Origin of the sequence: Demequina sp. NBRC 110054, from assembly GCF_002090115.1 — a bacterium.
Classification (GTDB): Bacteria; Actinomycetota; Actinomycetes; order Actinomycetales; family Demequinaceae; genus Demequina.
The window spans coordinates 792905-813788 of the sequence record NZ_BBRK01000004.1; the positions used below are offsets into that span (position 1 = coordinate 792905).

The following is a 20884-nucleotide window of genomic DNA, read 5'->3' on the forward strand; positions in this document are numbered from 1 at the left end:
GAGGGTTCCTACGAAGCCCGGGTGCCTTACTTGGCGTCCGGGCGGAGCAGCTTCAGGCGAAGGACGGTCTCGTTGAGGCCGAGCTGACGCTCGAGCTCCTTGGCCGTCGCGGACTCCGCGGTGAAGTCGATCACCGCGTAGATGCCGTCGCTCTTCTTCTTGATCGGGTACGCAAGGCGGCGGCGGCCCCACACGTCGAGCTTGTCGATCGTGCCGTTGTCGCTCGTGATCACGCCGAGGTACTTCTCGAGCGACGGGGTGACCGTGCGCTCATCCACCTCAGGGTCGAGGATGACCATCATCTCGTAATGACGCATCGAAATACCCACCTCCTCTGGACTGTACGGCCACGGACGTTCCGTGGCAGGAGGGTCTGATGCTTCGCGGCGCGCACCGTCGGGTGACGGAGCGCAACCACGGGGATCTAGGTTACGGCATCGGACCGACACTTGCCAGGCGCGCTGGGGACAGGGACGATGCGCGACCCGCCCCGCGCCCGCATCGTCCCTTCTCCCCAGGGTCCGGGGCCGGCGGGCGTCCCACCGCATCGTCCGCGTTCTCGCCGTTACGCTGGGTCCGTGAACACCTCAGCTGACGCCCTCAGCGTCGCCCAGGTCCCCGACGATCGCTTCCTCGAGCTGGCGCGCGGCGCCGCCCACCCCGTCCCGATCGAGCAGTCCCCCGCATGGGATCCGTACGATGCGGCGGTCCCCGGTCGCGCGCCCTGGCGTCGCCTCGTGGTCGCCTCGGGGGACACGCCCGTCGCGCTGATCGCCTTCAGCGCCTTCGAGGGTCGCGGCTTCCGCTACCTGTGGGCCAAGCACGGCCCGATCTGGCTCGCCGAGCAGACCCCCGAGAGTGAGCGCGCCGTGCGCGAGGCGCTGGTCGCGTACGTGAGGAGCGAGGCCCCGTGGGCCGTCTTCCTGCGCCTCCACGCGAAGCATCGCGCCGCCGACCTGAGCGAGCTGCTCCAGACCGTGACCTACGACCACACCGTGATCGTCGACCTCACGCGCGAGGAGGACGTCATCATGCAGTCCTTCTCCAAGCGCGGCCGCTACAAGACGCGCCGCACGCTCAAGGACGAGGCCATGACCGTCACCGAGGAGACGGGGCTCACCGACGAGGAGTTCGGCGAGCTCTACGAGATCTATCGGGAGACGGCCTCGCGGGACGGCTTCGGGATCTTCGGCCCGGACGTCTACCTGACGATGCTGCGCTCGCTCGGCGAGCACGTGCGGCTGTGGGTCGCGCGACGTCACGACACGGGACCGGAGGGCGACCTCACCCCGGGTCGCGCGGTGTCGTGGGTCATCTCCACCGTCTATGACAACGCGGGCGTGGACGTGTACGCCGCGGGCAGCGCGGAGGCGCGCAAGACCGAGGCGGCCCTGCGGATCAAGTGGCACATCCTCACGACGCTCAAGTCCGAGGGCGTCACGCAGTACGACCTCATGGGCGTCGGCTCGGACCGCGCGCCGCAGCTCATGGGCGTGCGCGAGTTCAAGCAGCAGCTCGGCGATGTGGTCGAGGTCGACGGCGGCTGGGACGTGCCGGTGAAGCGGCTGCGCTACGCCGCGCTTACGCAGGCGCTGCGCCTCAAGCACGCGCTCGGTCGCTGACGCCGCGGCGCGCGCAGCACCACGCTCACGGCGCCCGCCACGTACGACGAAGCGCCGGTCCCGCGTTCTGCGGAGCCGGCGCTTCTCGTGTGCGGGCCGCTCCCGGCCCGACCTCCTAGGGAAGCTTGACGTCCTCGGCGGATGGCGCGACGCTCGGGTCCGGATCGGAGGTCGTCGTGGTCTCCGACGGCTCCGGCTCGGGCTCGGTCGTCGTCTCCTCCGGCTTCGACGTCGTCTCCTCCGGCTCCGAGGTGGTCTCCTCCGGCTCCGACGTCGTCGTGGTCTCCGACGGCTCCGGCTCGGGCTCCTCGGACGCGGTGGTCTCCTCGACGTGGGTCGCGGTGCCGACGTTCGCCCGGTCGGGGAACTCCTCGACCGGGTAGTCCTCGAGGATCGTGCCCATCATGTCGGTCCAGATGTCGGTCGGCACCGTGGAGCCGGTGATCTGGCTGTAGCCGCCGAAGGGCGTGATCGACTCCGCGGAGCCGTCCTCGCCGATCTGGTAGAGCGCGACGACGCCGACGATCTGCGGGGTGAAGGCCGCGAACAGCGCCGACTTGTTGGAGTTCGAGGTTCCGGTCTTGCCCGCGATGTCGCGGCCGAGCGAGTTCGCGGTGCGGCCCGAGCCGTAGAGCACGACCTGCTGCATCGCGTACGTGGTGTCCGCGATCACGTCCTCGTCGAAGACCCTGCGCGACGTGGTGTCGTGCTCGTAGGCGGTGTCGCCGTCGGCGTCCAGGATCGTCTGCACCATGTAGGTGTCGTTGTGGACGCCGCCCGACGCGATGGTCGCGTACGCCTCGGCGATGTCGATCGGGTGCGGTGCTGCGGGGCCGAGCACGTTGGACGGGTTGTCGTTGAGGTCCGTCGTGTCCTCGGGGATTCCCGCGTCGATCGCGGTCTGCATGACGTTGTCGTTGCCGACATCCAGCCCCAGCCCGACGAAGGCGGTATTGATCGACTTCTGCGTCGCCTCGATCAAGTCGACCCAGCCGTAGCTCACGCCCGCGAAGTTGCCGACGGGACCGTAGTCGCCGAACATCATGTCGTTGTTGGCGAGGTACTGAGTCTCAAGCCCGATGCCCTGCTCGAGGCCCGTGATCAGCGCGAATGGCTTGAAGGTCGATCCCGCCTGGACGATGTCTTGGGTCACGCCGTTGCGCTGCCGTTCCAGATAGTCGGAGCCGCCGTACATCGACGTGATCGCACCCGTCTCGGAGTCCACGGTGACGGCCGCGGCCTGAAGCCCCTCATCCGCGTCGTCGGGCATGTTCTTGACCGCCGCGACGGCCGCCTTCTGGTGCGACTTCTCGATCGTCGTGACGATGTCGAGGCCGAGGGTCTCGATGTCCTCCTCGGAGTAGTCGGTGCTCGCGACGACCTCCTCGATCGCGGCGCGGATCAGGTAGCCCGTCGTCCCGCCGAAGGTATTCTCGCGCGTGTACTCGATCGTCTCGGGGAACTCCTGCGCGTCGCGCTCCTCCTGAGTGATGAAGCCCGCGTCGACCATGCCGTCGAGCACGTAGTTCCAGCGGTACTCCGCCTGCGCCTCGTCGATGCGCGGATCCCACGCCGAGGGCGCGGGGATGACGCCGGCGATGAGCGCGGCCTCGGACAGCGTGAGCTCCGACGCATCCTTGTCGAAGTACTCCTCGGCCGCCTTCTGGATCCCGTAGGCACCGCGGCCCAGATAGATCGTGTTCATGTAGTTGAGCAGGATCTCGTCCTTCTCCTGCTCCGTGTTGATCTTGAGCGCGAGCAGCGCCTCGTTGATCTTGCCCGGGATGTCGGTGACGGTCTCGCCCGAGTAGTAGCGCTCGACGTACTGCTGGCTGATGGTCGAGCCGCCCTGTCGGTCGCCGAGGATGACGGTCTTGTACAGCGCGCGCGCGGTGCCGAGCAGGTCGACGCCGGGGTTGGTCCAGAACGAGCGGTCCTCGGCCGCGACGATCGCATTGCCGACGTAGTCGGGCAGCTCGTCGTACTGCTCCTCGGTGAGGATCTCTCGCTCTGCCTCGCCGAGCGTGCCCATCACGGACTTGCCGTCGGCGTAGTAGACGGTCGACTGCTCGTACAGCGCGAACTCCGAGGGCTCGGGGGTCTCGAGGCGCTCGTACATGATGAAGAGGGCCACGAGCACCGCCGTCACCGCGAGCAGTCCCGCGACGAGCAGGCCGATGGCGATGCGCTTGGTCCAGACCTTCCACTTCGCCTTGGGCGGCTTGGCGTCCTTGGAGGCCTTGCCGTTGCCGTTCTTTGCAGGCGTCTTGGCCGCGGTCGTCGCCGCGCCGGCGCGCTGGGCTCCCGTGGTTGGTCGGGCACCGCCGGAGGCCCCGCCCTGGCCGCTCGCGGAAGGGCGGAGGGACTGACGGCGGGGGGTGTCTCGTTGGTCGCTCACGAAGTCAGTCTACGAACGGGATAGTTCCGACGTTCCAGGCGCGGCCTGTCGGGGAGTCTCCCGCGCGGCCCGACAGCGACATGCACTCAGCACGGATTCCGTGCCGACACGCCAGCGTGTCTCCTCGGATGCGGGAGTGTCGCCCGGGGTGTCGAATCCACATCCGCGCGCAGTGCATGGTGATGTCGGGCGTCGCGACGCCCCGGCGCGCCAGTTTTGCGAGCGATGTATCGATGCGATACAACTTGATGCTACATATCGCACCGATACATCGCGACGACCTCCCCGGATCGCGCATGATCTCGACCGGCTGGAGCAAGGAGGCGACGCATGGCGAAGACCGACGTGCTGACCCTCGGCATCCTCGGCATGCTCGCCGAGCAGCCGCTCCACGGCTATCAGATCCGCAAGCGTCTCGGCACCGAGCTCGGTCCGTTCCGCGCCCTCAGCTACGGCTCGCTCTACCCCGCGCTCAAGCGCATGGTGGCCGCCGGCCTGATCGCCGCGGTCGGCGAGGAGAGCCCCGAAACGACGGGCGTCCCGTCGTCGCGTCGATCCAGGATCGCCTACGCGCTCACGGACGACGGCAGGGGTCGTCTTGAGCAGGAGCTCGCGACGGCGGGTGCGCACTCGTACGACGACGACTCCTTCGACGTGCGGTTCTCGCTGTTCGGCCAGACCGACTCCGAGACCCGCCTGCGCATCCTCGAGGGCCGCCGCCTGCGGCTGTCCGAGAGGATCGACGAGCTCCAGGAGACCAGGCGAAGGCAGCGCGAGCGAGCCGACGCCTACACCGCCGAGCTCCACCGCCACGGCCTCGAGCGCGTCGAGCGCGAGGTCGAATGGCTCGACCGTCTCATCGAGAACGAACGTTCCGCACACCGCGGAGAAAACAACGGCTCCGGCGCATCGGCGACGGACGACTGAAAGGGAACACTCCAATGGCGAAGCTTCGCGTAGCGATCGTGGGCGTGGGCAACTGCGCGACGTCGCTGATCCAGGGCGTCGAGTTCTACAAGAACACCCCGGCCGACGAGAAGGTGCCGGGCCTCATGCACGTCCAGCTCGGCGACTACCACGTCTCGGACATCGAGTTCGTGGCCGCCTTCGACGTCGACTCGCTCAAGGTCGGCAAGGAGCTCGTCGAGGCCACCAACGCCTCCGAGAACAACACCATCAAGATCTGCGAGGTCCCCAAGACCGACGTGCAGGTGTCGCGCGGCGTGACCCTCGACGGCCTCGGCAAGTACTACCGCGAGACCATCGTCGAGTCGGACGACGCCCCCGTCGACGTGGTCCAGACCCTCAAGGACACCGAGGCCGACGTCCTCGTGTGCTACCTCCCCGTGGGCTCGGAGCAGGCCGCCAAGTACTACGCGCAGTGCGCGATCGACGCGAACGTCGCATTCGTCAACGCCCTGCCCGTCTTCATCGCCTCGGACCCCGAGTGGGCCCAGAAGTTCACCGACGCGGGCGTCCCGATCGTCGGCGACGACATCAAGTCGCAGGTCGGCGCGACCATCACGCACCGCGTGATCGCGAAGCTGTTCGAGGACCGCGGCGTGCGCCTCGACCGCACGTACCAGCTCAACGTCGGCGGCAACATGGACTTCAAGAACATGCTTGAGCGCGACCGCCTCGAGTCCAAGAAGGTCTCGAAGACCCAGGCCGTGACCTCGAACCTCAACGACGGCCCGCTGGCCGGCGTCAAGGACGACCGCAACGTCCACATCGGCCCGTCGGACTACGTCGCGTGGCTCGACGACCGCAAGTGGGCCTACGTCCGCCTCGAGGGCTCGGCCTTCGGCGAGGTGCCCCTCAACCTCGAGTACAAGCTCGAGGTCTGGGACTCCCCGAACTCGGCCGGCATCATCATCGACGCCGTCCGCTGCGCCAAGATCGCCAAGGACCGCGGCATCGGCGGCCCGATCCTGTCGGCCGCGACCTACTTCATGAAGTCGCCGCCCGTCCAGACCGAGGACACCCTCGGCCGCCAGCACCTCGAGGCGTTCATCGCCGGCGAGCGTGAGCGGTAAGCAGTTTCCCGGGCCCATCCCCGGGTAGCGCGAAGGCCGGGATCCCTCACGGGGTCCCGGCCTTCGTCGTGTCCGGTCCTGTTCGTGCCGGGACGATGCGTCACACGGCCGCTGCCACCGCATCCCCGATCGCGATCTCGCCGGAGACGAGCTCCCACTGCTTCCCGACGGTCGCCGGGTCGCGCAGGCACGCGAAGATCGTCGCGGCCACGTCGGCGCGAGGGATCGAGCCGTAGCCGACCTCCTCACCGAGCGCGATGTGACCGCTCGGCTCGTCGTCGGTGAGGCGTCCCGGGCGCAGGATGGTCCAGCGCAGCCCGCTCGCCCGCAGCGCGACGTCGGCATCCCGCTTCGCGTGGACATACGCGACCCACGCCTCGCCGCGGCTCTCGTCCGGCGGGGAGTCCACGCCGATCGCCGAGACCTGCACGAAGCGGTGGATGTGGAGCGAGCGCGCCGCCTCGATCGCGTTGGTCGAACCCTCCAGGTCCACGGTGCGCTTGCGCTCGACGTTGCCGTCCGCGCCTCCCCCGGCGGAGAACACCACGGCGTCGCATCCCCGCAGCGCCTCGACCCACTCGTCGGCGCTCGCGCTCTCGATGTCGAGCAGGCGCGGGCTCACGCCGATGGACTCGAGCTCGGTCGCCTGCTCCTGGCGTCGCACGAGCGGGACGACGTCGATCCCGCGCGCGACGAGCAGCGGGATCAGCCGCCTCGCGACCTTGCCCGCGCCGCCGACGATGGCGACCTTGTCGGGGAGGGACACGTGCATGGATTCCTGTGACTGGCTCATATCTGTGCGACGCGCGGCGGCGCGCTGGTATTCCCACGCCGCGCCGCCGCGCGGGCGGCACGTGGGCCCGGTCGACACCCCCGTCGGCCGTCGCTCTACTCCGTGACCTGGTACTGCGCGTGCACCACCTCGGTCGACTCGTCGGTGGCCAGGAACCGCGCGAACGGCACGCTCAGCGATCCGTCGGCGTCGCGTGCGGCCGCGGTCGCGGCGTAGCCCTCCGAGGAGTGGGGCCGGAGCCCGTCGGCGACGGTGTCCGTGACGGTGACCCGTAACGGCCCGTCCCCCTCCGGCGCGAGGTCGAGCGCCGGCACGGCGTCGCCCTCGTGGACGAGCGACAGCACCGGCACCCCCGGAGGATCGTCGGCGGTGTCGATGGGCGCGCCGGCGACCACCACGCCCTCGACCGACACGTCGCCGAGCCCCGTGCGCGCGAGGTCCGCCGCGAGCATCCCTCCGAGCGAGAAGCCCACCATCAGCACGGGCGCGCCTGCGGGGATGCCCGCCCGCCGCACCGCCTCCTCGACCCCCTTACGGAAGGCCGAAGCCCGCCCCGGGAGCAGTGCGAGCACCGCGATCGCGTCCAGGTCGTTGGGCGCGGGGGTGTCGCCGTCGAACACCACCCAGTCCTTCGTCGAGGGCAGGGTGATCACCCAGCTCTCCTCCCCTGCGGCGGTGGTGACCTTGGCGATGTCGACCACGGCCTTGTCCTGGCCGCCCATCGTGTCGACCAGCTCGCAGTCGGCGATGAGCTCGGCGACCGAGGCGGGTCGCGAGGCGTCAAGCGTCTCCTTGGCCTCCGCCGCCTCCGCCGCCTCCTCGCCCTCCTCGCCATGGTCTGCCGAGTACGGACCTGCCTGTGGCTCGGTGATGAAGGCGTCGATGCAGGCCCGCCAGTACGCGTAGAGGCCGGCCGGGGGCGCGAGCAGGGAGAGAGCCGCGCCGATTCCCGGGAGAGTGAGGCTCCGTTCGATGTCGAGCACCTCGGGCCGGGTGAGCGCCTCGATCTCGCTCGCGATGGCGTCGAGCCGCGCGTTCCTCTCCGGCACGCGCGGACCCCACCACGCGGTCCGCTCCCCCTGGGCGGTCCCGAATCCGGGCGGGCACCCGAGAACGCGCTCCGCCGCCACCCCGCCTGTGTCCTCGATCGCGACCGCGGCGCGGACCAGCAGGTCAGCGCCCTCGCGGCGCAGCTCGACGAGGTCGCCGACCGCTGCGCCGAGGCTCGCCTGCGCCTCCATGGTCGCACCCGCGATCCAGCCCAGGCCCGTGTCGAGATTCAGCGCAGACGCCCTCTGCTCGAAGGCGTCGGCCTCACGCCGCATGGTCGCCGCGCACGAGCGAAGGTCGTCCGCGGCCTCACTCATCGCGCGCGTCCCTCGCATCGACCGCGGCCCCGTGGGCGGGGCTGCCTCCCAGTTCCTGATCCACCGCAAGAATCTCCGCGACGCAGTCCTGCGCGACCCTCGCGAGGCTCATCGCCTCGGCGCAGATCGCGGCGGCGGCCCGCCGATGCTCAGCGTCCATGCACGCGACCGCTGCGAGCAGGCTCGCGTGCCCCGCCATCTCCGCGGCGTCCGCGGGGCGCGCGGTGAGCGCCTCGGCTCCGAGCGCCCGCAGCGCCAGTACCGTACGCGCGGCCCGGTCCTCATCGATCATGAGATTCGCCATGACCCCCCTTCCGTCGCCGGCAGGCTAGGCGCCGGCCACCCTGGCGCGCGCGCTCGTCAGGCTCCGCTGGGGAGAAGGCAGTCAGGTCAAGGGCCTGTGGCCGAGGCGCGGTCGCGTCACAGCGTCCACGGGCAAGGCGTCAGGGGTGAAGGCAGATCAGGGCTGGAAGGGGTCGCTCGAGGTCGGCGGCATGGGCTGGCCGGGCGCCGGCGGCGGCGTCATCGGGATGTGGCCCCACTCGGCGCCCTTCGGGTTGGGGCCGTACGCATTCGTCCCCGGCTCGGAGTCGAGAATCGTGAACACGAAGATCACGATCGATCCGCCGGGGATGAGGCCCAGGAGGATCCACCAGCCGGAACGACCCGTGTCGTGCAGGCGGCGAATCACCACGGCGAGGGACGGCAGGAACAGCGCGATGGCGACCGCGAGCAGCAGGATGCTGCCGATCACGAGCGGAGTCACGTTGAAATCGTCGAAGGCCGACTCCGGGATCGTGCCGTCGGCCTCGGCCTGCGAGAACACGGGCGCGAACGCCATCGCGTAGAGGATCCAGAAGACGATCTGGAACGGGATCTCGATGAGGAAGATGAAGAGCTGGAACCACCAGTACTCGGAGCGCCGCGCGCGTCCCGAGAAGTCCGCGTACTTGCTGAAGCAGACCTTGATCGCCTCGCCGAATCCCATGATGTTCCCCCTGGTGCTATGCCGTTCCATCGCGATGATGGCGCGGATCCACCCTAGCCGGGGAACACGTCTCGCGACAGCGGTCGCGAAGGTTCAGGGCCCAGGGACGATGCGGCAGCAGGGACGACGCCGGGTGCCGACGATGCGGGGGTCGGGACGATGCGGTTCACGCCGCGCGTCGCGACACCAGGAGAACGACGCCGAGCGTCGCCATCAGTCCCCCGCCCGCGGCGCGCATCCTCGCGAGCCTGCGCGGCGATCCCGCGAACCAGTCACGCGCCCACGCCGCGAGCAGCGCGTACAGGCCGTCACTGACGATCGCGATCACCGAGAACACCACGCCGAGCACGAGGATCTGCGCCCACGCGGGTCCCGCGGCCGGCTCGACGAACTGCGGCAGCACGGCGGCGACGAAGACGAGGGTCTTGGGGTTCGTCACCCCGACCACGAACGACTCGGCGAGGACCTTCCAGACCGAGGTCTCCTCGGCGACCACCGCATCGTCCTGGTCCCAGCCCCGGATGCCGTCGTGACGGTGACGGATCGCCTGGATGCCCAGGTAGATCAGATAGAGGCCGCCGACGATCTTGAGGATCACGAAGGCCGCCTCGGACGCGGCGATGAGCGCGCCGACGCCCGTCGCGACCAGCACGGCGTGGACGATGAAGCCGCCGGCGTTGCCCACGACCGACAGCAGCGCGCGGCCCCGCCCGTGCTGGAGCGCGCGGCCGACGATGAACAGGACGCTCGGCCCCGGGATCGCGATGACGACGAAGGCGAGCGCCGCGAAGGCGAGCAGCGTGTGCGGCGCGATCACGGCGCACCCCCGCCGGCCTGGCCCGCCTCGGTGCCCGCGACCCGCGCCTGGCGGGCCTCCTTGATCGCGTCGAGCGCATCGACCGCGTCGAGCGCGAGCGGCGCGAGCGGCTTGATCCGCGCCGCGCGGATGAGCCGCGACAGCGTCGGCGCGAGGCGCCCCACGATCTTGCGCGACACCCGACCGCCCTCGGAGAGGTCCTGCACCCAGCCGAGCGTGACGATCATCTGCACGAGCCACAGCAGCTCGGGCAACGCGGCGCGCAGACGGGCGTCGGTCTTGAGGTCCGAGCCCTCGATGACGTCCTCGTACAGCGCGATGAAGGTCTCGCGCGCGGGCTTGGACTCGGCGCTGAACGGGCTGAGGGGGCTCGTCGGCACGACGGCCATGCTCACGAGCGACTCCGCGACGGCCCGGTAGCGCGACGAGACCTCGAGATAGGTGTCGAGAGCCGTGCCGAGTCGCTTCTTGAACGACCGCTCCCCCTCGATCCTTGTCCGGGTGAGGTCCGCGTGCTCGCGCGCGATGCTCTCGTAGAAGCCCTGGACCAGGTCCTCCTTGCCGGAGAAGTAGTAGTAGGTGCTGCCCAGCGAGACGTCCGCGCGGTCGGCGATCGCACGCATCGTCGTCCCGTCGTACCCGTTCTCCAGGATCAGATCGGTCGCCGCCTGGACGATGCGGTCGCGGGTGGTGGAGTCGAGGGTGGGCAAGGAGACCTCCTGAACGCGTTCAACTCCGCTCAGGGTAAGCCCGGACCGTCCTGAACCACACCGCGAGCTCGGCTGCACCATACGAGAGGGCGACGAGCGCGAGCGCCACCTGCTCGGTGATCGGGATCCCGACAAGGTGGCCCACGTAGAGGTCGCCGGCACCGCGGAAGCCGGTGACGGCGAATCCGAGCAGGCCGACGATTCCGAGCACCACCGACGCCGCGGCGAGCACGGCCCTGCCCCTGGACGGGCCCGCAGGTGGAGCGGGCTTCGGCGGCCGCTCGGCGAACCGGAAGACGATCACGAGGAGGAGGACCAGCGCCAGGAACGGCACGAGCATGGCGAGCTTGACCCACCAGAACGATGCGGTCGACGGGTCGCCGCTCAGGTCCGTCCCGAAGGCCCACAGCACGAGGTGCACGCCGATGAGAGCCGTGAAATGCCACAGGAACGCGGTCATCGCGACCGAGCCGGCGACGATGACCGTCGCCCAGACCCGCCGCCGCGCGAGCCAGCGCGTCGCTGGGCCGCGCAGCAGCAGGAGCGCTCCTGCCTGCGCGACCGCGAAGACCAGCAGGGCGACCGTGGGCGGCGCGAGATTGGACAGCTCCTCGCCCGCGTACGACACCATCGTCGTCGAGTACGGACCCAGCCACGCGAGCAGGGCGAGGACGGCCGCGCCCCCGCCCAGCATCGTCCCTCCCAGGCGCCTCGCGCCCACCCTGTCGGCCACGCCGTCGGCGTAGAAGAAGCCGAGCTGGTGCACGGCGAGCCACACGAACGCGAAGTTGAGCCACTTCACGCCGTCGATCCCGACCGCGAGACGCAGCACGTCGACGAGCACCACCGCGCCGGCGAGCGCCGCGAGCACCCGCCATCCCCAGCGGTCGTGCGCGGTGAGCAGCGCGGGCGCGAAGCCGACCGCGATCAGGTAGATCCCGAGGAACCACAGCAGCTGCCCCGCGACCTGGAGCACCGGGCCCGTCAGCGCATCATCCGCCGTGCTCGCCTCGACGAAGAATCCCACGAGATTCCCGATGGCTACGAAGACCAGCGTCGGCCTCATCAGCCGGACGATGCGGGAGCGGATGAAGTCCGCGTACCCGCCTCCCCTGCGGCGCACTGTCCGCCAAGCCGTCGCGTGCGCGAAGCCGCCGACCACGAAGAAGATCGGCATCACCTGGAAGATCAGGGTGAGCGGGCGCGCCCAGGGCTGGGTGTCGAGAACGTTCGCGACGGCGATCGTGCCCGCGGCGTGGTCCATCGCGACAGCGGCCATGAAGAAGTGGCCCAGGATCACCCCCGCGAGTGAGCCGACGCGCAGCAGATCCGCGTACCGGTCGCGCGACGCGGGCGTCGCATCGACCATCTCCCCGAGCCTCACCCGTGACCCCGCTTCCGTCGCCCCTGCCGCGATGCTAGCGGGCGGCCAGGCACCCCGTGTCTCTCCGCATGCCCGCGCAGCCTCTACCCTGAGCCGCATGTCCCTGCGCGCCGACCTCCGTGTGCTGTGGAGGTCTCCCGGCTTCCGCCGCCTCACCTGGACGCGGCTGCTGTCCCAGGGCGGCGACGGCATGTTCCAGGTCGGCATCGCGACGGCGTTCTTCTTCGATCCGACGACCGCGACCTCGCCCGAGCAGATCGCCGTCGGCTTCGCGGTGCTGCTCGCGCCCTTCACGCTCGTCGGGCCGTTCGTCGGGCCGCTGATCGACCGATGGCAGCGCCAGCGGATCCTGCTCGTCGGCAACCTCGTACGGCTCGTGCTCGCCGCCGGCATCATCACGCTCGTGCTCGCGGACGCGCCCGTGTGGTCCCTCTACGCGACGGCGCTGCTGACCCTGTCGGTGAACCGCTTCCTGCTCGCGGCGATGACCGCGGGCCTTCCGCAGGTCGTGCCCGCACATCAGCTGCTCGCGGCGAACGCCGTGCTCCCCACTCTCGGCACGATCGCCGCCTCGGTGGGCGGCGCGATCGGCGGGATCGCGACGTTCGTCGTTCCCTCGGTGAGCGACAACTCGCTCGCTGTCACCGCGCTGATCTGCGCGGGACTCGCCTTCGGCGCCTCGTCGATCGCCGCGACCCGCATCTCGCGCAAGGAGCTCGGCCCCACGCACCCGCTCGAGAAGCTCGACGTCGGTGCGCAGCTGCGCGCGCTCACCGCCGAGCTGCTGGAGGGCGAGCGCTACCTCCGCGCGCGCCGCACGCCCTGGCACGCGCTCGGCGTGATGTCGGCGCAGCGGCTGCTCTACGGACTGGTCTTCGTGGCATCGATCCTCGCGTCGCGCAGCATCCTCGCCGACCCGGACGACGCGGAGGCGGCCCTGGGCGCGTTCTCGATCGTCCTCGGGTTCGCGGCGGTCGGGTTCGGTCTCGCGGCGGTGATCACGCCGATGCTCGGCGACCGCGTCTCGCGCGAGCGGTGGATCCTCATCTGCCTCGGCATCGGCGCGGTCGGGCAGATCGTGCTCGCGACCGCGCCGACCGCGTGGGCGCTGCTCACCGCCGCGATCATCGTGAGCTTCGCGGTCCAGGGAGGGAAGATCGCGGTCGACACGATCGTCCAGCGCGACACCGAGGACCATGTCCGCGGCCGGGCCTTCACGCTCTACGACATGGCCTACAACGTCGCCTTCATGTCCTCGGCCGTGGTCGGCGGGCTGATCCTCCCCGACAGCGGCTGGTCGCGCCCGATCATGCTCGGCATCGCGGTGGTCTACGTGCTGGTCGCGATCGTGTTCGCGCGCACCCCGCACGAGGTGCGACCCGTTCCCCCGCGACCCGTCGCGAACTGAACTCGCACACCCGACCACTGACGCATCGTCCCTGTCTCCCCTGCCGCGGGGAACCCCGCGCCCGCCGCTCAGACGCATCGTCCCTAAGGGAGCCTCCTACTCGAAGGGCTTGCGCATCGCCTGAATGCCGCCCGTCGTGCCGTGGTGCTCGGCGCCGATGAGGTGCTCGAACACGATGTTGGTCTCGGTCGACGCGACCACGGGATCCATCGAGATGTAGCTCGCGACGAAGTCGCGCAGCTGACCCGTGGACGTGCACACGACGTGGATGAGGAAGTCGACCTGCCCTCCGACGAAGAACACCGACATCACGTTCGGCAGACGCACGACCTTGCGGGCGTAGGTCTTGATCTGCGGGCGTGCCTGCGCCTGGAGCTTGACCGAGATGAGTCCCTGCACCGGCAGCCCGAGCGCCTCGAAGTCCATCTCGATGTGGGAGGACTTGATGACTCCGGCGTCGCGAAGCGACTTCACGCGCGCGTGAGTGGTCGACGGGGAGACGTGCACCTTCGCCGCGAGCGCGGTGTTGGACAGGCGCGCGTCCCGCGACAGCTCCCACAGGATGTGCTCGTCGAGCTCGTCGAGCCGAAGATTCGACGGCCGGGAGGCCCCTTCCACGCGTTCTGACATAGATCCTCCGAGATTCACCGCCGTTTCGGCGATTGTATTCATGATTCGTTGCGCTTGCCGGAGGATCTTCGACAATTGAAGAAGGTCAGCGAAGTGACCGCGACAGGAGACCTGAATCCCCAGGCCTCCTGCCGCATCGGAGCGAAGGCGAAGGAGAGGGACCATGCACGTCGGCATCCCCGCAGAGATCAAGAACAACGAGAAGCGCGTGGCGATCACGCCTGCCGGTGTGCACGAGTTCGTGAAGCACGGCCACACCGTCACGATCGAGGCCGGCGCCGGTCTCGGCAGCGCCTTCACCGACGAGGAGTACGTCGCCGCGGGTGCGACTCTCGGCACGGTCGAGGAGGCCTGGGCCCAGCCGATGGTCCTCAAGGTCAAGGAGCCCATCGCCTCCGAGTACAAGTACCTCCGCGACGACCTCCTGCTCTTCACCTACCTGCACCTCGCCGCCGACGAGGCGCTCACCCAGGCGCTCGTCGCCGCGGGCACGACCGCGATCGCGTACGAGACCGTCGAGCTGCCGGACGGCTCGCTGCCGCTGCTCGCCCCGATGTCCGAGGTCGCGGGCCGCATGGCGACGATGGTCGGCGCGTTCAACCTCCAGTCCTCGGCCGGCGGCCGCGGCGTGCTGCTCGGCGGCGTCCCGGGCGTCCGTCCGGCGAAGGTCACCGTGCTCGGCGCCGGCATGTCCGGCCAGAACGCGATCTCGCAGGCCGTCGGCCTGGGTGCCGAGGTCACGGTGCTCGACCTGTCGATCCCGCGCCTGCGCCAGCTCGACGCGCTGTACGCCGGTCGCGTCAAGACCGTCGTCTCCTCGGCCTACGAGGTCGAGCAGGCGTGCCTCGAGGCCGACCTGGTCGTCGGAGCGGTGCTCGTCGCGGGCGACAAGGCGCCGAAGCTCGTCTCCCACGACCTCGTGTCGCGCATGAAGCCGGGCTCGGTGCTCGTCGACATCGCTATCGACCAGGGCGGCTGCTTCGAGGACTCGCACGCCACGACCCACGCCGAGCCGACCTTCCAGGTCGAGGGCTCGATCTTCTACTGCGTCGCCAACATGCCGGGCGCGGTCGGCAACACCTCGACCCTCGCGCTGACCAACGCGACCCTGCCCTACGCGGTGCGCCTCGCGAACGACGGCTGGGAGGTCGCCACGGCCAAGGACCCGTCGCTCGCACGCGGCCTTGCCACCGTCGGCGGCAAGATCGTCCACGGCCCCGTGGCGGAGATCTTCCCGGAGCTCCCTGCGGCGGTCTGATCCGCGGGTCGGTCCACCGGTCTGATCCAGCACCAGGTCCGCCGGTCCGACCACCTGGCCCTCTCCATCGGTCCCCACCTACCGTTGGTCCCCACTGTGCGGCGCCTTGCGCGCCGCGCCCGCACGAGGCCGACGCACCAGGCATCTTCTCCCGCCTGGGGCGTCGGCCTCATCGCGTTCAGACGGCTGCTCGCACCCTCGCGCGCTGCGCCTCGCCCGCTGCGCAGCGCGCGATGTCTCCTGTAGGAACGTCATGTCCCATTTCGGCGACCTGTGGTCTCGTGGGGGAACGCTATGTCCCCTTGAGCCGCGAGCGAATCGTCGCCTCAGCACGCGCTCGACATACGTCCGGGTGGTCCCGCACGGCGGCATACCCGAACCGCACGGTCTGAATGCCGATCGTCCCGAGCAGGCCGTCCCTGTCGCGGTCATTCGCCACCTGCGTCGGTGCTGTGTGGAACGCCTCTCCGTCGAACTCGAGCGCCGTGGCCGACTCCGCGTGGAAGGCGTCGATCCGGAACCGTCGGCCCTCAACTCGTACATCGTGCTGCCGGACGCACCGCTCGAGCAAAGGTCCACGCAGCACGCGTCGCGCCGCGTCCATCTCCAGGAAGCTCTCGGAACCTTCCTCCGCGGCGCGCAGGCATCTCATCAGCAGCCTGCGATCCGGGACTCGCGAGACCCGTTGCGCCGCCGCGAGGATCCCCTCCGGCCTTGCGCCGCGACGGCATGCACCGAAGATCTTCTCTGGTCTCGTTCTTGAATCGGCCCACGCAAACGCTTCGACAACCGCTCGATCCGGCACCATCACGCGCCTACCCATCGCGTGCCAACAGTTGAAGGAATCCCCCGTGGCACGCACACGGATCCAGCCGGGTCCGCGCCTCTGACGACCCGGGGACACGACGACATCGATGCGGAACGGCGGATCCCCGAGACCCGCCCAGGCTAGAGCGGCGTCTCCTGCGATCACGCCGCGGGACCAGTCGGCGGCAGCAAGGGAGCGGACACTCCACGACTCGGCGTGCACGCTCGAGACATACAGGTTCGGCACCAGCCTGACGATCTCGCCTCGGTCGATCGCGCCATTGATCCCGTTCCGTGACGCGTGCGCCCGGAGCTCAGCGAGGGTGAAGGGACCCATGCGAGTAAGCAGGAGGTGTCTGAGATCGGCCATCGACATAGATCGAGCGTCGTGGACGAGGGGCACTCCCGTACTCGACGCGTGCCACCCTGGGGAGAGGTCCAGTCAGGCGGCGGGTTGGGGACGAGGGGTCATCACGTTCCTTCGGGAGACATCGCACGCTCCTCAGGGGACATGGCGTTCCTCCGGGAGACTCTGCCGCCCACCGACACCACCTAGCTACGAAGAGCGCTCCGCCCACCACGCGCGCAGCTCGGCCTCCGCGCGCTCCGCGCCGAGCGGACCGTGCTCCATGCGCAAATCGAGCAGGTGCTTGTACGCCTGACCGACCTCGCGCCCGGGCCTGATCCCGAGGATCTCCATGATCTGCGTGCCGTCGAGGTCGGGGCGGATCGCGTCGATCTCCTCCTGCTCGCGCAGCTCGGCGATCCGGTGCTCGAGGTCGTCGTACGCGAAGGACAGGCGGTCGGCCTTGCGTCGGTTGCCGGTCGTGACGTCGGCGCGCGTGAGCCGGTGGAGGCGCTCGAGCTGGTCGCCCGCGTCCGTCACGTAGCGACGCACCGCCGAGTCCGACCAACGGGCGTCGGCATAGCCGTGGAATCGCAGGTGCAGCGACACGAGGAGGTTGACCGCCTTGGTGGTCTCCTTGTCGAAGCGCAGCGCCTTGAGCCGCTTGGTCGACATCTTCGCGCCCACGATCTCGTGGTGGTGGAAGGTGACGACCCCTCCTGCCTCCAGGCGCTTCGTGGGCGGCTTGCCGATATCGTGCAGAAGCGCGGCGAGGCGCAGGGTCAGGTCCGGACCAGGGACGGGCCCGTCCGCATCCGTCTCGAGGTCGATCGCCTGGTCGACCACCGTGAGGGTGTGCTCGTAGACGTCCTTGTGGTGATGGCTCGCGTCGACGGCCAGCCGCAGCGCGGGGAGCTCGGGCAGGATCACGTCGGCGATGCCGGAGTCGACCAGCGCGGTGAGGCCCGCGCGGACGTCGCCGCCGAGCAGCAGCTTGGTGAGCTCGTCTCGCACGCGCTCGGCGCTCACGATCTCGATGCGGCCGGACATCTCGTGCATCGCGGAGAAGGTCGCGGGCTCGATCTCGAAGCCGAGCTGCGAGGCGAAACGCGCGGCGCGCATCATCCGCAGCGGATCGTCGCCAAAGGACACCGTCGGCTCGATCGGGGTCCGCAGCAGCCCTCCCGCGAGGTCCTCGAGGCCGCCGAACGGATCGATGAACTCGAGCGACGGCAGCGCCACCGCCATGGAGTTCACAGTGAAGTCACGGCGCGCGAGGTCGCCCTCGAGGCTGTCGCCGAAGGAGACTGTGGGCTTGCGGGTCGCGCCGTCGTACTCATCAGCGCGGTATGTCGTGATCTCGGCCACGACGTCGCCACGACGCCCACCGATGGTGCCGAAGTCGCGCCCCATGTCCCATGTCGCCGACGTCCAGCGCTTGAGGAGACGCTCGGTCTCCTCGGGACGCGCGCTCGTCGCGAAGTCCAGATCGGCCGACGAGCGCCCGAGGAACGCGTCGCGGACGGGACCGCCGACGAGCGCGAGCTCGTGGCCCGCGTCGGCGAACAGCGTGCCGAGCTCCGCGACCTCGGGGGGCAGCGCCGCCCACAGCCCCTCCGCACGACTCCTCAGCACGTCGAGGGGCACGCGGTCAGGCACGGTGGATCGACGGGTCATGGGGTCAAGCATCCCAGATGTGGCGCTTCGTCCCCGTGCGGGACGGAGGGACGATGCGGGCCGCGCCTCGTGCGAGACGACGGGACGATGCGGGTCGCGCCTCGTGCGGGGAGACAGGACGATACGGGTCGCACCCCGTGCGGGAGATATGTCCACGCAACACTCCCCGGATAGGATTTCGGCATGCCCGTCCCGTCCAGCCCTCGACCCCGCCCGGCGCCGATGCCGCCGGCGGCGAGCTCGGTGCGGCGCAGACGCGACGGCTCGCAGAGGGCGGCGCACCTGCCTGTGAGCAACGAGGTGTCCGCCGGTGGAGTGGCCATCAAGGTCGAGGACGGCATCGCGTACGCCGCCTGCATCGGGCGCCGCAATCGCGCCGGACGCCTCGAGTGGTGCCTGCCCAAGGGTCACATCGAGCAGGGCGAGACGCCTGAGATCGCGGCGGTGCGCGAGGTTGCCGAGGAGACGGGCATCACCTCGGAGATCATCCAGCCGATCGGGGTCATCGACTACTGGTTCACCGGGGACGACCGGCGCGTGCACAAGACCGTGCACCACTATCTGCTCGAGGCGCGCGGCGGATTCATCACCACGGACAACGACCCGGACCACGAGGCAGAGGTGGCCGAGTGGATCCCGTTGTCCAACCTGGTGCAGCGGCTCGCGTTCCCGAACGAGCGGAAGATGGCCCAGATCGCCGTGACCCTGCTGGCTCCCACGTGATCCGTCGGCTTCGCCCGCTGCTCACGCTGGTGGTGGCGGGTGCGATCGCGGGCGCACCCCTGACCGCGCTCGGCGCTTCGGCGCCGGCGGCCGTCGACGAGGAGACCTCCACCGAGATCACCGGCGTCATCTCGGACGCGAGTCCCACCGTCGTCGAGAGCGACTCGACGCTCAGCATCACGACCACGCTCGACGCTGACTCGTCGGCCGCCTACGCGGGCCGTCAGGTCCACCTGCGGATCACCGACAAGGCGCTGCGCTCGCACGCGAAGATCGCGGAGTTCCTCGACTCCCCCGAGAGCTTCGGTCGCCACACGGTCGCGGAGGAGATGCTCGCTGACCACACCTCCACAGATGCGGAGGAGGGCACGTCGGTGACGCTGTCCGCCGAGGCTGCTGACCTAGGGCTCCCCAAGCGCCGCGCCGGCGTGTACGGCGTCACCGTGACGGTCATCGGCGCCGACGGCGCGGTCACGGTGGACTCGATGGTGATCACGTGGGCCCCCGTCGACCTTCCGGATCTTCAGATCGCGACCGTCGCGACCGTGACGGGAAGCGCCACGCGCGCGGCCGCGCTCATGGAGGCGGCCGACACGACGGGCGTGACGCTGCTCGTCGACCCCGCGCTCGAGACGAACGTGCCGACCTCGGCGGCCGAGCTCTTCCGCATGCCGGCGGGCAACGCCGACCTGACCTCGCTCGCGCGGGCGGGCGACTCCTCCCTGATCGAGTACGCCGTCGGGGACGCCAACAGCGACGCCTCAGCCGTGCTGCGGTACTCGTCCCTCCTCGCTCCGGTCGCGGTCGCTGACCGCCCCACGCTGCGCGCGGCGATGGCAGCTGGGGTCGAGGCCGTCATCCTCGAGCCACGCTTCGACGCCGACGGCGTCCGGGGCGGCGGTGACGCGGCCGTCGTCGACGTCACGCTGGGCGACGACAGCATCACCGTGGTCCGCCCTGACGAGGAGCTCAGCGAGATCCTGCGCGCGGGTTCCATGGACGTCGTGTCGGGGGCGTCGCGCATGGTCGCCGAGACGGCCGTGACCGCCCTGTACGGCGACGAGGACCTCGTCGTCGTCTCCCCCGGTCAATCCTGGACGCTGGGCGACGGCACCGAGTCCGCCCTCGACGCGATGCTCGAGGCGCCGTGGGTCGAGGCCGTGCCGCTGTCCACCGCCCTCGACGCCGAGGACCTGCCCACGGGCAAGCCCGCCTCGAAGAAGACGGACACGGGGGACGATCTCGACACCGAGTCCGTCTCCGAGCTCGCGGCGGCACTCGAGGGTGTCCAGGTGATCGCGTCGACCGCGACCGACCCGACCGCTACCTTGCAGTACTACGCACTCGACCTGCTGCGGGCCGTCTCCCTGCCGTCTCGAGCCGGTCTCGGTACCCGCGCCGCTCTGGTCTCGGGGGCGCTCACTACTGCAGAGGAAGCGATCGGCGGCGTCTCCGTCGCGACCTCCTCTGACATCAACTTCATCGCCGCCGAAGGTGAGCTCCCGGTGACGGTCCGCAACACCACCGCACAGGAGCTGACCGTCATCGTCGCCGCAGCCTCGAACTCGCCCGAGCTGCAGATCACGGGAAGGCCGGAGGTCACGATCCCCGCGGGTTCGGACGCGGTGGTGCAGATCCCGGTCAGCGCGGTCTCCTCTGCGAACGTCGTGGTCTACGTGACGATCCGCACCGTCGAGGGCGACATCATCTCGGAGCCCCAGAACCTCACCGTGCGCGTGCGCGCGGACTGGGGAAACGCGGCGACGGCGGTCTTCTCAGTGCTGCTCGTGCTGCTCCTCATCGCGGGCGTGATCCGCACCATCCGACGTGGACGCCGGGACACCCGAGTGAAGCCCTCCGACCTCGACGCTCCTGTGGATGAGACGCCTTCCGACACCGAGACGCGCGACAATACCTGAC

General features: G+C 69.8%; 19 protein-coding genes. 7 read left to right on the plus strand and 12 right to left on the minus strand.

Going from position 1 to position 20884, the window contains the following annotated elements; all coding sequences use genetic code 11:
* Positions 1–26: 26 nt before the first annotated feature.
* A complete protein-coding gene (gene rpsF, locus B7K23_RS03625) occupies positions 27–317 on the minus strand; it encodes a 30S ribosomal protein S6 (RefSeq protein ID WP_084125039.1) in 291 nt (96 codons plus the stop codon).
* Between the two features lie 261 nt (positions 318–578).
* On the opposite strand from rpsF, the gene B7K23_RS03630 reads away from it, so the two are divergent.
* Positions 579–1622: a peptidoglycan bridge formation glycyltransferase FemA/FemB family protein gene (locus tag B7K23_RS03630; RefSeq protein WP_143338066.1), complete on the plus strand. Its 1044-nt coding sequence runs from the start codon at positions 579–581 to the stop codon at positions 1620–1622.
* A 115-nt stretch (positions 1623–1737) separates the two neighbouring features.
* On the opposite strand, the gene B7K23_RS03635 is transcribed toward B7K23_RS03630, so the two are convergent.
* A complete protein-coding gene (locus B7K23_RS03635) occupies positions 1738–4020 on the minus strand; it encodes a transglycosylase domain-containing protein (protein ID WP_084125041.1) in 2283 nt (760 codons plus the stop codon).
* A gap of 330 nt (positions 4021–4350) precedes the next feature.
* Here B7K23_RS03635 and B7K23_RS03640 point away from each other — a divergent pair, with 330 nt between their 5' ends.
* The gene (locus B7K23_RS03640; RefSeq protein ID WP_084125042.1) at positions 4351–4947 is read left to right on the plus strand and encodes a PadR family transcriptional regulator; all 597 of its coding nucleotides are present in this window, start codon (positions 4351–4353) and stop codon (positions 4945–4947) included.
* 14 nt (positions 4948–4961) lie between these two features.
* On the plus strand, positions 4962–6056 hold the full coding sequence (locus tag B7K23_RS03645; RefSeq protein ID WP_084125043.1) for an inositol-3-phosphate synthase: 1095 nt from the start codon (positions 4962–4964) through the stop codon (positions 6054–6056).
* A gap of 100 nt (positions 6057–6156) precedes the next feature.
* On the opposite strand, the gene B7K23_RS03650 is transcribed toward B7K23_RS03645, so the two are convergent.
* The 7 genes from B7K23_RS03650 to B7K23_RS03680 form a co-directional block, all read right to left on the minus strand.
* On the minus strand, positions 6157–6828 hold the full coding sequence (locus tag B7K23_RS03650) for an SDR family oxidoreductase (RefSeq protein ID WP_084125044.1): 672 nt from the start codon (positions 6826–6828) through the stop codon (positions 6157–6159).
* 116 nt (positions 6829–6944) lie between these two features.
* A complete protein-coding gene (locus B7K23_RS03655; RefSeq protein ID WP_143338067.1) occupies positions 6945–8216 on the minus strand; it encodes a hypothetical protein in 1272 nt (423 codons plus the stop codon).
* Positions 8209–8520 (minus strand): hypothetical protein, encoded by a 312-nt coding sequence (locus tag B7K23_RS03660; protein WP_084125046.1) that lies wholly within the window; start codon positions 8518–8520, stop codon positions 8209–8211. The genes B7K23_RS03655 and B7K23_RS03660 overlap by 8 nt, the downstream gene beginning before the upstream one ends.
* Before the next feature lie 156 nt (positions 8521–8676).
* Complete coding sequence (locus B7K23_RS03665) at positions 8677–9204, minus strand: DUF805 domain-containing protein (protein WP_084125047.1); 528 nt, start codon at positions 9202–9204, stop codon at positions 8677–8679.
* A gap of 166 nt (positions 9205–9370) precedes the next feature.
* The gene (locus B7K23_RS03670) at positions 9371–10021 is read right to left on the minus strand and encodes a LysE family translocator (RefSeq protein WP_084125048.1); all 651 of its coding nucleotides are present in this window, start codon (positions 10019–10021) and stop codon (positions 9371–9373) included.
* Positions 10018–10731 carry a TetR family transcriptional regulator gene (locus B7K23_RS03675; protein ID WP_200809759.1) on the minus strand — a complete coding sequence of 238 codons (714 nt, stop codon included), beginning with the start codon at positions 10729–10731 and terminating at the stop codon, positions 10018–10020. The genes B7K23_RS03670 and B7K23_RS03675 overlap by 4 nt, the downstream gene beginning before the upstream one ends.
* 19 nt (positions 10732–10750) lie before the next feature.
* A complete protein-coding gene (locus B7K23_RS03680) occupies positions 10751–12100 on the minus strand; it encodes an acyltransferase (RefSeq protein WP_200809760.1) in 1350 nt (449 codons plus the stop codon).
* Positions 12101–12212: 112 nt separating this feature from the next.
* Here B7K23_RS03680 and B7K23_RS03685 point away from each other — a divergent pair, with 112 nt between their 5' ends.
* The gene (locus B7K23_RS03685; RefSeq protein WP_084125051.1) at positions 12213–13523 is read left to right on the plus strand and encodes an MFS transporter; all 1311 of its coding nucleotides are present in this window, start codon (positions 12213–12215) and stop codon (positions 13521–13523) included.
* A 96-nt stretch (positions 13524–13619) separates the two neighbouring features.
* Here the strand turns inward: B7K23_RS03685 and B7K23_RS03690 are convergent, their stop codons facing one another.
* Complete coding sequence (locus B7K23_RS03690; RefSeq protein WP_084125052.1) at positions 13620–14153, minus strand: Lrp/AsnC family transcriptional regulator; 534 nt, start codon at positions 14151–14153, stop codon at positions 13620–13622.
* Between the two features lie 163 nt (positions 14154–14316).
* On the opposite strand from B7K23_RS03690, the gene ald reads away from it, so the two are divergent.
* Entirely contained in the window at positions 14317–15411 is a 1095-nt protein-coding gene (ald, locus tag B7K23_RS03695; protein WP_084125053.1) for an alanine dehydrogenase, read from the plus strand.
* Positions 15412–15703: 292 nt separating this feature from the next.
* Here ald and B7K23_RS15900 read toward each other — a convergent pair whose 3' ends face one another.
* A complete protein-coding gene (locus B7K23_RS15900) occupies positions 15704–16063 on the minus strand; it encodes a hypothetical protein (RefSeq protein ID WP_234996408.1) in 360 nt (119 codons plus the stop codon).
* Between the two features lie 711 nt (positions 16064–16774).
* Positions 16775–18241, minus strand: coding sequence for a CCA tRNA nucleotidyltransferase (locus tag B7K23_RS03705; RefSeq protein ID WP_084126115.1), 1467 nt, complete (start codon positions 18239–18241; stop codon positions 16775–16777).
* A 183-nt stretch (positions 18242–18424) separates the two neighbouring features.
* Here B7K23_RS03705 and B7K23_RS03710 point away from each other — a divergent pair, with 183 nt between their 5' ends.
* Positions 18425–18964, plus strand: a complete 540-nt coding sequence (locus B7K23_RS03710) for an NUDIX hydrolase (RefSeq protein WP_084125055.1) — start codon at positions 18425–18427, stop codon at positions 18962–18964.
* On the plus strand, positions 18961–20883 hold the full coding sequence (locus B7K23_RS03715; protein ID WP_084125056.1) for a DUF6049 family protein: 1923 nt from the start codon (positions 18961–18963) through the stop codon (positions 20881–20883). Before B7K23_RS03710 ends, B7K23_RS03715 begins: the two co-directional genes overlap by 4 nt.
* The last annotated feature ends 1 nt before the right edge of the window (position 20884 follow it).